The 12574-nt window shown below is 67.7% G+C and carries 9 protein-coding genes; 6 read left to right on the top strand and 3 right to left on the bottom strand.

Going from position 1 to position 12574, the window contains the following annotated elements; all coding sequences use genetic code 11:
• The first annotated feature begins 173 nt into the window (after nt 1–173).
• The 5 genes from ACZ4N5_RS14610 to ACZ4N5_RS14590 all read left to right on the top strand — a co-directional run bounded on the left by ACZ4N5_RS14610 (nt 174) and on the right by ACZ4N5_RS14590 (nt 7865).
• On the top strand, nt 174–1754 hold the full coding sequence (locus tag ACZ4N5_RS14610) for an ATP-binding protein (protein WP_467757446.1): 1581 nt from the start codon (nt 174–176) through the stop codon (nt 1752–1754).
• 121 nt (nt 1755–1875) lie between these two features.
• Nucleotides 1876–4794 carry a Z1 domain-containing protein gene (locus tag ACZ4N5_RS14605; RefSeq protein ID WP_467757697.1) on the top strand — a complete coding sequence of 973 codons (2919 nt, stop codon included), beginning with the start codon at nt 1876–1878 and terminating at the stop codon, nt 4792–4794.
• Nucleotides 4795–4848: 54 nt separating this feature from the next.
• Nucleotides 4849–5295 carry a very short patch repair endonuclease gene (locus ACZ4N5_RS14600; RefSeq protein ID WP_467757445.1) on the top strand — a complete coding sequence of 149 codons (447 nt, stop codon included), beginning with the start codon at nt 4849–4851 and terminating at the stop codon, nt 5293–5295.
• Nucleotides 5288–6274 carry a DNA cytosine methyltransferase gene (locus ACZ4N5_RS14595; protein ID WP_467757444.1) on the top strand — a complete coding sequence of 329 codons (987 nt, stop codon included), beginning with the start codon at nt 5288–5290 and terminating at the stop codon, nt 6272–6274. Before ACZ4N5_RS14600 ends, ACZ4N5_RS14595 begins: the two co-directional genes overlap by 8 nt.
• A 46-nt stretch (nt 6275–6320) precedes the next feature.
• Nucleotides 6321–7865 (top strand): DNA cytosine methyltransferase, encoded by a 1545-nt coding sequence (locus tag ACZ4N5_RS14590; protein ID WP_467757443.1) that lies wholly within the window; start codon nt 6321–6323, stop codon nt 7863–7865.
• A 10-nt stretch (nt 7866–7875) separates the two neighbouring features.
• On the opposite strand, the gene ACZ4N5_RS14585 is transcribed toward ACZ4N5_RS14590, so the two are convergent.
• The 3 genes from ACZ4N5_RS14585 to ACZ4N5_RS14575 are packed head-to-tail and all read right to left on the bottom strand — an operon-like array spanning nt 7876 to nt 11900.
• Nucleotides 7876–8757, bottom strand: coding sequence for a DUF6339 family protein (locus tag ACZ4N5_RS14585; RefSeq protein WP_467757442.1), 882 nt, complete (start codon nt 8755–8757; stop codon nt 7876–7878).
• Entirely contained in the window at nt 8754–9749 is a 996-nt protein-coding gene (locus ACZ4N5_RS14580) for a hypothetical protein (protein ID WP_467757441.1), read from the bottom strand. Before ACZ4N5_RS14580 ends, ACZ4N5_RS14585 begins: the two co-directional genes overlap by 4 nt.
• Before the next feature lie 3 nt (nt 9750–9752).
• A complete protein-coding gene (locus ACZ4N5_RS14575) occupies nt 9753–11900 on the bottom strand; it encodes a helix-turn-helix transcriptional regulator (protein WP_467757440.1) in 2148 nt (715 codons plus the stop codon).
• Nucleotides 11901–12343: 443 nt separating this feature from the next.
• On the opposite strand from ACZ4N5_RS14575, the gene ACZ4N5_RS14570 reads away from it, so the two are divergent.
• On the top strand, nt 12344–12550 hold the full coding sequence (locus tag ACZ4N5_RS14570) for a hypothetical protein (protein WP_467757439.1): 207 nt from the start codon (nt 12344–12346) through the stop codon (nt 12548–12550).
• Nucleotides 12551–12574 lie beyond the last annotated feature (24 nt).

Genomic DNA, 12574 nt, shown 5'->3' with positions numbered 1-12574 from the left:
CAGACGGTGTCCCGCCCTTGAGGTTCGCCCCCCGGAACTTGTCCGGGGGGCGTCGCACACATATATTCCGATCCCACTATTCCTTCACAACTCGCGCACGCTAACGTCACACGTGACCAGCTGATTGGCCTGCCCGCACGCGTCCCGGGCATGTCCCTGCGCGAGGAACACGTATGCCGCCCTACCAGCCGTCTTCGGACTGGCAGTTCGACGTACCCACCAGCGGAAGCAAGCGGCTCCCCCCGGCCGCCAGGTCGTTCGAATCGCTCGCGCACCAGGGCTACGGCTTCGAGGCGGCCATCGCCGACCTGATCGACAACTCGATCGACGCGGGAGCCCACAACGTCGTCGTGAGTTTCCTGCGGGACACGGGTGAGCGCGGCGGACGAGACCGCCTCGTCGGTCTGCTCGTCATCGACGACGGCCATGGCATGGACGAGACGGACCTGGACACGGCGATGACCGTCGGCGGGCGCGCGAAGTACGCCGCCGGCGCCCTCGGACACTTCGGTGCCGGGCTGAAGGCCGCCTCCCTCTCGCACGCCGACGCGCTCACCGTGATCAGCCGGACCAAGCGCAGCCCGTCGACCGGCCGCCGCTGGCTCACCGCCCGCGCGCAGGCCGACTTCACCTGCGACATCGTCGACGCGACGTACTGCCAGAACCTGGTCGACCGTTACGACGGGATCATCGACTGGCACGGGACGATCGTCCGTTGGGACCAGGTCCGCGCGTTCGAGACCATCACCGACGGTCAGACCGACCGCTACCTCAATGACGCGATCGAACGACTCGAGACCCACCTCGGCCTCTACCTCCACCGATTCCTCGCCCGCGACGGCTTCCACGTGGACATCGTCGTCGAGGACGTCCACACCCGGGAGGAACTGGACCACCGGAGCGTGGAGCACATAGACCCGTTCGGCTATCGGGTCCCGGGCCGCCCCGGATATCCCCGTACGTACGTCGCCCCTGTCGAGGGCGTCGGCGACGTCGCGCTCACCGCGCACATATGGCCGCCCAAGTCCCCGCTGGTCGCGTACCGGGGCATCGGCCCGCTCGCCGAGCGCCAGGGCTTCTACCTCTACCGCAACGACCGACTCGTCCAGGCCGGCGGCTGGAACGACACCCGCAGCGCGGAGGGCCATCTCGCCCTCGCCAGGATCGCCGTGGACCTGCCGCCCGAGCCCAACGACGTGTTCGCCCTGACCGTAAAGAAGGACGGCGTCCAGGTCACCCCCGCGTTCGCCCGAGGTCTGGAGAAGGCGGCAGCTACCACCAGTGGCCACACCTTCACCGAATACACCCGTGATGCGGAGACGACCTATCGCGAAGCCGCCAAGCGGCGTACCGAGGTCAAGCGCACGGCCGTCATCCCGCCCGGCAAGGGAATCGACCCGAAGCTCAAGCGGACGCTGAGGGACGAACTTCCGCAGCTGGAAGGCGATGACCCCATCACCTTCAGCTGGGCCAGGCTCGACGTGCCGCCCGGCACCGACTCCGCCGAGCTGCTCTTCACGATCGACCACAAGGAGCGCCTGGTCGTCCTCAACAAGGACTACCGGCACGCCTTCAACGGCGGTCGACGCGGGGGCTCGAACGACGCCCCGGTCCTCAAGAGCCTTCTCTATCTGATGCTCAACGAGATCTTCCAGAAGGAACGGGTCTGGGCCAATCAGACCGACAAGGTCGCCCTGTGGAACAGCGTGCTCGTCACCGCGGTACGGGCCGAACTCGCCCGCGTCGAGGGTTAGTCCACCCCCCTCCCCTCAGCATCCACCCGTACGTCAGAGAGGCCACCCGACCGCCGTGACCGCCGAGAACACCCCCTCCCCCGACCACCTCACCGACCTCCACGGCGAGATCCTCGACGCGATGAGCCGGCGCGGCCCCAGGCACTTCGCCAAGCTGGCCTTCGCGCTCGCCGAGGCCGACGAACCGGCGGACACGGACGTGACCGGCTTCCACGACCGCATTCTGGCCGCGGCCCCCGGCGACGAGCTGCTGGCCCTGTGGCGCCGCAAGCTCACCGCATGGGACTTCGAACAGTCGCCCACGTGGTCGACCACCGCGCCTCGCACCCCGGAGCGCCGCGCCGAGGTGCACGACAAACTGGCGCTCAACGCGGATCTCCGTAAAGCGCTCGACGTGGCCGTCCCGGTCCACGTGGAACCGGGTCCTGTCACCATCAGCCGCGAGTTCCAGGCCTGGTACACCCGGGAGCAGGCGGCGAACCGCTCCTTCTACTGGGCTTCGTACGAGGCTCTGTTGCGCCGCAAGGGCTGGAGCGACGCGGCGGTCTCCGGCCTCGACGAATCCGCCCATGCGGTCGTCGAGCGGCTCGCCGACCCGACCCGTGACGACCCCTACGGCGCGCGCGGGCTGGTCGTCGGCTACGTACAGTCCGGCAAGACCGCCAACTTCACCGGCGTCACCGCCAAGGCCATCGACGCGGGCTACCGCCTGGTCATCGTCCTGGGCGGCACCCTGAACCTGCTGCGCGGCCAGACCCAGCGCCGTCTCGACATGGAGCTGATCGGCCAGGAGAACATCCTGGGCGCCGCCGACCCGACGGACCCGGACGCCCTGGTCGGCATCGACTACCAGGACGACGAGGACTGGCCCGCGAAGTTCGTCTCGTTCGGTGCCCGCCCCTCCCTGCTCGGCGCCTTCGACATCGAGCGTCTGACCTCGCGCGACCGCGACTACATGTCGCTGGAACGCGGCATCAGCGCCCTGGAGTTCGAAAAGCCGGACCGTGCCCGCCCCCTGTACGACCCGGCGAACCTGCATGCGGCCCGCGCACGGGTCATGGTCGTGAAGAAGAACAAGTCGGTTCTGGAAAAGCTGGTCAAGGACCTCAAGAAGATGGGTGCCATCCTCGGCGAGATACCGACCCTGATCATCGACGACGAGTCGGACCAGGCTTCGGTGAACACGACGGACCCGAAGAAGTGGGAGGACGGCAAGGTCACCCGCACCGCGATCAACGGCCAGATAAGCGCCCTGCTCAAGCTGCTTCCCCGTGCGCAGTACGTCGGCTACACCGCGACCCCGTTCGCCAATGTGTTCGTCGACCCGAGCGACGAGGAAGACCTGTTCCCGCGCGACTTCCTGATCTCCCTCCCCCGGCCCACCGACTACATGGGTGTCCAGGACTTCCACGACCTCGACGCCTTCGACGAAGGTGAGGGCGAGGCCGAGAGGAAGCATGTCCGGAGCATCTGCGACTACACGGGCGACCCCCTCATGGAGGCGGAGTCCACGGGCGACCGTCTCCAGGAGGCCTTGGACGCCTTCGTCCTCACGGGCGCTCTGAAGCTCTACCGCAAGGACCACGGCGTTCCCTCCGCCCCGTTCCGGCACCACACGATGCTCGTGCACGAATCGGTCCGCATGGCCGAACACGCCGCGCTCGCCAAGCGCATCAACGCCCTGTGGGACAACTCCGCGTACACAGGCCCGGAGGGCCGCACTCGTCTGGCGTCCCTCTTCGAAAAGGACTTCCACACCTACGCGGACGGCTCCCTGCCCACTCCCGCCACGTACGAGGACCTCAAGCCGTACGTCTTCGAGGCCCGTCAACGCATCAACAGGGGCGGCACCCCCATCATCGTCGTCAACGGCGAGAGCGAGCGCGACTACGCCCAGCCCGACCTGGACTTCGACCGCACCCCGAACGTCTGGAAGATCCTCGTCGGCGGCACCAAGCTGTCCCGGGGCTTCACGGTCGAGGGCCTGACGATCACGTACTACCGCCGCACGACGCAGCAGGCCGACACCCTGATGCAGATGGGCCGCTGGTTCGGCTTCCGCCCCGGCTACCGGGACCTGGTGCGGCTGTACATCGGCCGCGAGGAGACCCTCGGCCGCGGCCGCAAGGCCAAGACCGTCGACCTGTACGAGGCCTTCGAGGCTATCTGCCGCGACGAGGAACTATTCCGCGCCGAACTGGCCCGCTACGCCCCCTTGGTGGACGGCCGGCCCCAGGTCACCCCCGCCCAGATCCCACCCCTGGTGACCCAACACCTGCCGTGGGTGAAGCCGTCGGCTCGGAACAAAATGTTCAACACAGAGTTGGTGGAGGTGCGGTCGCCCGGAACCTGGGTGGAACCGACCGCCTACCCGGACACCCCAGCGGGGTTGGCCCACAACACCGACTGCTGGGAGCCGGTGCTCGCCGCGCTGGGTCAGGACCCGGTGCGTCTGTCCGTCGGGGACGGCCCCGAGTACGAGGCGCGAGTGGGGACGGTCTCGCACGAAACGCTGACCAGGGTGCTGTGCGACCTGCGGTGGTCGATCCCGAGCCAGTTCTCGCCGCATCTGGAGTTCCTGCTGGAGACGGGGCAGCAGGAGACGACGATCGACGACTGGCTCGTGATCACTCCGTTGCAGACCTCCGCGAGGCGTGTCGAGGCTCGCATCCTGGGGCACGGCCCGTTCACCCCGGCCCGCCGTACCCGCCGGCGGGGCTCCCTCTTCGGCGCGCTCAGTGAGCCCAAGCACCGCGCCGCCGCCCTGCGCGTCGCGGGCGCCGTCGAGACGGCCGGGAACACGGCGGTCGAGCAGCACGTCCGCCCGCGCCGAGGCGCATTGCTGCTCTACCCCGTGGTCGAGTCCGAGCCGCGACTCGGCTCCGACGGGACCTTGGACCCCGGTGACCTGGTGATGGCCTTCTCCTTCGTCGCCCCGAAGTCGTCGGTGGGATCGGAGCGCCCGCTGGTCCGGTTCCGTGCCATCGACTCGAGCCGGCAGGATGCCATCGTCATCGACCGCGACGACGTACGTTCTTGAGGCGCGAGAGCATTGAACAACGTGAGGCCCTCCTCTCCCGACGTCTCCGCTCGCATGTCCCGACAGGCCAGCAAGGACACGAACGCCGAGCTGGCCGTGCGACGCCTCCTGCATGCGGCCGGCCTGCGCTATCGCGTGGAATACCCGGTGCCGGGCATGGCGCGACGACGGATCGACGTGGCCTTCACCCGGGCCAAGGTGGCCGTCCTGATCGACGGGTGCTTCTGGCACGGGTGCCCGCTGCACGCGACGCAACCGAAGTCCAACGCGGAGTGGTGGCGCGAGAAGCTGGACCGGAACATGGCGCGTGATCGGGAGACCACGGAGCACCTGATGGCGCAGGGGTGGACGGTGCTGCGGTTCTGGGAGCACATGCCGGCGGAAGAGGTCGCGGCGACCGTGGGTGCTGCCGTGGACCGGAAAAAGCAGGATCGGGACAGACGCACGCGGAGGGCACGCGAGCAAGGCCGCCCGAAGGGTCGAGGGGGAGCGCATGGCTGATCGACTCGGTTTCGTGGACGTCTGTTCCGGTGCGGGCGGCTTGGCGTCCGGACTGGAGAGCGCGGGCTTCTCGCCGGTGCTCCTGCTCGACAACAAGCCTCAGGCGTGCGAGACGATCCTGGCCAACCGGCCGCAGTGGAAGGTCGTCTGCGACGATCTCATCGATTTCCTGCCGGAGGAGCACCCGGAGAGCCTGGACGTCGATCTGCTCTCGGCGGGCCTGCCCCGGGTGAAGTCCTCGGCCGCGGTGAGGCGGTCGGACAGCGAGCCCGAACTGCGTCTGCTCACCGCCACGGTCTACCTGGTCCACGCGATCCAGCCGCGCGCCCTGCTCCTGGAGAACCTGCCCGCTCTCGTCGACTCGCCCGCATACGCGGAGGTCCGGGAGTTCGTCGAGGCCGAACTGACGCATCTCGGATACCGGTTCCGCTGGTTCGTGCTGAACGCGGCGGACTTCGGCGTTCCGCAGGAGCGGCTGCACGGCATTCTCGTGGCGCTCAAAGAACCGTGGTTCCAGGCCTTCGTTCCGCCGGAGCCGACGGTGAGCGAGCACATCTCGGTCGGTCGGGCGCTGCGTCGTTCGATGGGCATGCGGGGCTGGCCCGAGGCCGATGCCTGGGCGGACCAGGCACGGGCCGTGGCTCCGACCCTCGTCGGGGGCTCGGACAACCGGGGCGGCGCGGACCTCGGCCCGACCGGTACGAAACGGGCTTGGGCGCGGATGGGGGTGAACGGTGGCGCGTTCGCCGACGAGGTGCCGGGGCCGGACTACCAGTGGCCGCGTTCGGACGACGCGGCGCAGATGCTGAAGATCACGGTGGACCAGGCGGCCGTGCTGCAGTCGATCCCTCCGGAATGGCGGATCACGGGCCAGAAGACCGCCAAGTACCGACAGATCGGTCACGCCACCCCTCCGCCGGTGGGCAACGCGCTGGGCGAGGCCATCGCCGCGGCTCTACGGTCGCCCGCCCGTCCATAGGCAAGACGGGAATGCCACCCCCGATCGCCGGCTACACTTCAAGCCCATGAGCCACATCGAAAACGCACCGCCCTCACCTGCGGTTTTCCGTATCTTGGACCTGTTCGCGGGGCCGGGTGGGCTGGATGTGGCGGCAGACGTCCTGGGGCACCAGGTCACCGGCATCGAATGGGACGCGGGAGCGTGCGCCACCCGCAGCATGGCGGGGATGGACACCTTCCAAGGCGACGTCCGCAAGTACCGCGCGGCTTTCTTCCCCCATGCCGACGTGCTGACCGGTGGGCCTCCTTGCCAGACCTTCACCGTCGCGGGACACGGAGCGGGCCGCAGGGCGCTGGACAAGGTGATCCAGTACATCGAGCGCTTGCACCAGGCCGTACACCCCGAGAACGACCAGGACTGGAAGCAGATCTTCCGAACCTGGCGAAAGATCTCCGAGGAGCTCAGGCTGAGGGAGCTCGAGGCCAAGGAGGTCAAGGCCGAGAAGCGCGAGGTCGACGAGCTCAGGATCGCGACGCGCAAGGCCATGAGGAACAGACTGGAGCAGCTCGGGAACTCGACGGACGAAGTCACGAAGTTCCTGAAGAAACTCAAGGCTCCGCAGAATCTCGACGTCTCGGACGACGAGCTCGAGGACCTGCTCAAGCAGTTCGGTGATCTGAACGGCCGGCTCGACAAGTTGAAGGCCAAACTCGAGGAGTTGGGCGACGAGCGCACGGGGTTGGTCCTGCAACCTCTGTGGTGGGTGATCGAGCGAAGCAAGCGGCCCGGCTCGAAGCCCTACGAAGCCGTCGTCCTGGAGCAGGTTCCCGCAGTGATGCCTGTATGGACGGAGTACGCCAAGGTTCTCGCCTCCCTCGGATACCGGACCAAGCGACAGTTGATGCACACCGAGGCCTTCGGCGTTCCACAGACCCGACGGCGCGCGGTATTGATGGCCCGTCTCGATCATGCCGCTCAGGAGAACAGGCTCCGCCCCGAACCCCTGGCAGAGGTGCCCGAAACCCACAAGCGCTACCAGCCTGGAACCCTGACGCCGAGGGCAGGTCAGGCCGAGACCCTCCCCTTGGAGCCCGAGAAGACGGTCGAGGGCAGGCAACGGGAGGATTGGGTCTCCATGGAGAAGGCACTCGAACAAGCACGGATGATCCGGATGGATCTCCCCCGTCGTCCTGCTTTTACCGTCATCTCGAACTATGGGACCGGAGGTGACCCCGAGGCGCGCGGCCGACGCGACCACGACGTGCCTTCCGCCACGATCACGGGGAAGGTGTCACGGAATCGCGTAGTCAAGAAGGGCACCGACGAGAACCTCGATCGCTTCTCCAAAGCGGAGGCAGGGGTGCTCCAGACGTTCCCCGTCGCGTACCCCTGGACCGGCAACGACATCTCACAGCAGATCGGCAACGCCGTACCGCCCCGGCTGGCCCTGCACGTGCTACGGCAGGTCCTCGAACCGGAACTGGACGATGAACAGGCCCACGCCAGGCTGGAACAGGCCGTCGCGAATCTGGAGGCCTGGCAGCCCGGCGAGCCCGTGGATGTGTGCGAGCACAGGCACTTGAAAGGTCACCCGCTCACCGGCAGATGACCCTGCCCGTTCAGGCCTGGGGTACCCGTCCCCTCACCGGGGCCGTCTCGAAGAGTTCCGTGAAGTACTCGGTGAGCGCGGCCACCGAGTACTCCGGGACGGGCTCCTCGTCGGGCCCGGTCGGCAGGTCATGGCGCGGCACCGGCGGCGCCGATTCGGCCTCCGCGATCCACCGGCGGAGCGCCTCGGGATCACGCACCTCGTCCGGGGCCAACGCGTCGTAGACCAGGGTGGCGCCGGCGGTGTTGATCGCCGCCATCAGACCGTTGATCTCGCGGCCGCTGCCGACGACCTTTCGTTCCAGGACACGTACCAGTGCCTGGGCGGTGGGCCTGTGGTCGAGCAGGTCCAGGCGCAGTGCGTTGTGGATCAGGTCCTGGTTGGCACAGGCGCCCACCACCGGTGCGTAGTCCCCACCATTGCGAAACATTTCCGCCGCCCACCACAGACGCGAGAAGGCCTGTCGATCCGCCGGGCCTTTGAAACGGTCTCTGTTGATACGCGGCGCCCCGCCGCCGCGCGTCGAGGGCACCGGGGGATGCCGGAAAGCCACATAATCCGGAGCGACAGCCAGCGCGAGATGGTTCCACAACCTCTGGTCCGCCGCCTCGCGCCGGGTGAGACGCAGTGTCGCGTGCAGCCGGGGCGCCAACCAGCCGTCGGCCTCCGTCCGATTGTCCTTGAACTGGTAGATCGCGTCGTCCATGAGGTCCCTGAGCGGCTCGACCGCCCACCGGGCATCGTCCTCCGGCAGGGTTTCGACGACTTTGGCCAGGTCGACTCCTCCGTGCCCCTGGAGACCCTTGAGAAGGTCCTCGGTGAGGAAGGGGTCGGCAGCCGTCGCGGAGAGCAGGCCGAGCCGCTCGGGAACGTGATGCGGCTTCTCGATCACGCGCTGTCCTCTCTGTTCATCTGCTGCAACGCGCGCAGGGCGTTGGCGACCGCCTTGCTCGCGCCGGCGCGGCGCACCGCGGCGTAGTGGACACGGGTCTGGAGCTCCACCCATCCCGCGTCGCCGGTCCGACGACGGTGGACCTGCCGGAGCGCCTCCTCGACATGAAGACCCGGCACGACGTCGGGGAGCATCTCCCGCAGCACTTCCCCTCGCCAGTCGGTGGGGAAGACGGGCGAGCCGTCGGGTTCGACCTCCAGGTCACCCACGGCACTGTGGAACACGGCGGTCCACACGTCGGTGGCCATCTGGGAGATCAACAGTTCGTGGACCTTGTTCTCGATCCCCCCACTCTCACCGCCGAGGAGGTCGGAGAAACCCTCGATATCGGTGTTGATCATCACCAACGGCACCCTGCCGGAGGCGTCGATCACCCAGGGCACGTCGGCGTAGGGTCGCAACCATTCCCGCGCGCTCTTGGAGAAGCTCGCCTGTTTCACGTCCAGGCGCAGGCCGCCGAGCGGCTCCTCGGCGGTGACGTCGACGGTCCAGTCGCTGTCCGTCTCCGTGATCGCTCGGCCCGGCACGTCCCCGACCTCGGCGACCGCGTAGACGGCCAGCGAGGCACGGCCCACATGGTCGCCCCGGAACATCTCGATCTCACCGGACCACTCCTTGCTGTCCGGAGCGTCCTGGCGCAGTTCGATGGAGGTACGCACATTGGTGGCACCTTCGGTGAGGACAGCCAGGACCCTCAGATCGCTCCACGGGCCGTCGGGATCGGTGGCGCCGGGAGGCAGGGTGGCGGACAGGCCGATCCTGGCCGAGACCCACTCCTCATGCTGCGCCACGCCCAGGGCCACCGTCCGCTGAGGGGTGGAGTACGCGGAGGTGTCCAGGTGATCGCGAGTACCGTCGGGCAGCTTCAGGGAGGCCGAGGTCACTCTCAGTGTGATCGGGCGGTTGAGTCGTTTGTACGGATAGAACTTCATGACTCACTCCCCTGTCCCGGCACGGAGTTCGAGAACGAGCCGCGTGAGTTCGGTGCGAACCGGATGGCTGGTTGCGTCGGTGGAACCCCGGAAGACGGCTCGGCGCGCGCCCGGCGTGAAGCGGAGCACACCGTCCTCGACCTCGCAGCCCTCCAGGCCGACGAGATCCGCCCAGTCGAGCCTGGGTCGGCTGCCCGACCGGACGTCGAGGAGGACCACCGGTGTCATGGCGGGCAGTTCGTCGGCCCGTGGCAGTTTCACCTCGGCGGTGATCCGCCACTCCCCGCCAGCGCCGATCTCGCCCTCCAGTCCGTCCAGTTCCGGCAGAGCCGGCCCGGAGACACGCTTGGGCGCGGCGCCCTTGCGCGGGACGGTGAGCTTCTTGCGCAGCTTGGCACTCTCCTGTGAACCGGTGCTCTTCGGCCGGACGACCAGGTCCTTCACCGCCGAGTTGACCTCGGTGGTCAACCTGGAGACGCGGTGGTGCGCGCTGTGTGACCAACGGAGGGTCAGTTCCTCGGTCTGGCCCCAGCGGTCGTGTTCGGGCGGTTCGGCGGCACGCAGGAACTCCTCGGCCTCGTCGGCGAAGGGCGCCGACTCGCCTGCCGCGTGCCCCACCAGGAGAACCGCCTGAAAGGAATTGACGCCCAGTGGAAGCCCGTTGACGCTCGACTCCTTGATGGTCATCCGGTTGCCGCGCAGCGAGTGGACCTGGTTCGGCGTGCCGTCCTTGTCCTCCGCCTCCGTGACCAGGAGCACCCCTTGGTGCGTGCCGAGCGTGCCACGCCGCCCTCCGGACAGGGGCAGCCGGAGCGGGACGGTACGGAGTGCCACCTGCCCGGCCTCGGTGAGTCGGTCCACGGTGGTCCCGTCGTAGAAGGCCCGCAGCGCCCGAGTCCGCGAGGGCTGCGTGCCGGTGGGATCGACCTTCTCCTCCTCGATGACGACTTCGCCGTTGCGCAACGTGCGGACCGAGGTCTCCAACAGCGGGAGCCTACTGCCGCCGCCGGTCATGGCCGCCCAGAAGTCCCGCCCCAGCGCCTCGACCAGGCGTCGGTGCATTGCGCGGATGTCGCGGGTCCCGTCGTCGTCGCTCCCGTTCTCGTCCTCGTCGTCGGTCGTGTCCGAACCGCCCTGCTCGAGGCTCGCCACATCATGGGCGCCGACGATCAGGAAGGAGGTGCCCGGCTCGTCGCTGTCCCGGGTGAGGTGCAGACGTTCGACTGTCTCCTCGTCCGCCCACCAGGAACGGACCACTTCGGCGCCGGTCGTCTCGGGGTCGGGGCGGCCCAGCCAGGCGGGGCCCGCGTACGAGTTGCCGTCGACGGAACGCCAGGGCAGCTCCAGCCGTCCGATGACACGGCGCTCGGTACGTCCTTCGTGAGGGACGGAGAGCATGGAGTTGATCAGCACCATGCCGAGCGCGCTGGTCGCCCAGAGCGTCGCCTTGCCGAGGCCGTAGGAACCGCCAGCGCCGCGACCCGACTTGAGGCTCTCGAGCTGCCGTCGGACGACGGCCGCGAACTTGCCGTCGTCGTAGTCGTCGCCGGTGAGACCGGAGGCGTTGTAGTCGTCGATCCGGAGAAGGACGAGGCGGCCCTTCTCGAACATGTCGCGCACGCCGGCGTCCACGACGCGTCCGACCTTCTGATCGGCGGCGGACGCGGAGACCGCCGTGTAGTGCGGCTGGAGCTCGTCCCAGAGGACGGCGGCGCGGAACGCGTCCAGCGTCTCGCCGGTGAGCTCGTGGATCGTGTACCGCACACGGACCGGACGACCGTTCTCCACGAGTCGCTCGTCGAGACTGTTCTGGCAGGTCTCCCGAGCGAGCACCTGGACGTCCGCGTCGAAGGCGAAGGCCGCGGCGTTTCCGCCGTCACGCCCTCCGTCCTGGTAACCGGGCCGGTGGTACCAGGTGATCGGGAGGCCGGCCTGGGTGTCGGTGGTCCGGGTGTGCACGGTGCCCAGGTCCGTGCCGAGCGCCTTGGCGATCTCCCCCATGACGGTCGGGCGCGGGACGGAACGCCGGGTGATCCACGCCGAGACCGCGGCCCTGGTCAGCCCCAGCTCATCGGCCAGTTCCGCCTGCGTCCTGCCCGCGAGCTTGAGTTGACGGGACAGCCAGGGCCCGAACTCCTCACCGACCTCCATGTGGCCTCCCAGACCTCGCCGTATTTCGTTGTGTCCACGGTCAGCACAGGCTAATTTGACGCCGACACGAACGTCAACTGCCGCTTGACACAACCTGGATCCATCTCATCGACGGTCAACTGTCCACTTTTCCCGATACATCCGATCGGTGACCATAAGGGAAGAATGCCCATGAGGGACGGGTCACCCGCGGGGCGACCCTGAAAATCTCGAACGCAAACGCTTGTTGCAAATCGGAGCCGTCAACTCCAGGAATTCGTCAGGGAATTGGGAGTGACACGAACGGGTGACGCACCCTAGGATCGTCAACGGCGGCAGTGTCCGCCCCACTCGGGAACTCCCGTGTGGCATCGGGTGAGTTGTACCATTTTTCGCTCACACAACCCCGAACGTACTGATGGTACGGGGATCTTTCGACAAGAACCGGAGGACGCGAAAATCCCATGGAAGACCCTCCCGGGGAGGGTGAATCTCCGTACCACGACATCCCTCATTCGGCGCGCGAAATCAGCTCCGTATCCTTAGAGCTTTCGTTAGCCAGCTCCGAAACGGAAAGAAAGCAGATCCTCGACTCGCTCGGTATGACGATCGAGGAATTCGACGAGCACTTCGGCCACAGTTCCGGATTCATCGAGCCCGAAGACGACTGACCCCACGACGGCCGGTGTCCCGGC

It is taken from the genome of Streptomyces sp. NPDC026500 (genome assembly GCF_055567635.1).
Note: the sequence above shows the minus strand (reverse complement) of the source record. Positions and strands in the feature narration are given on the sequence as shown.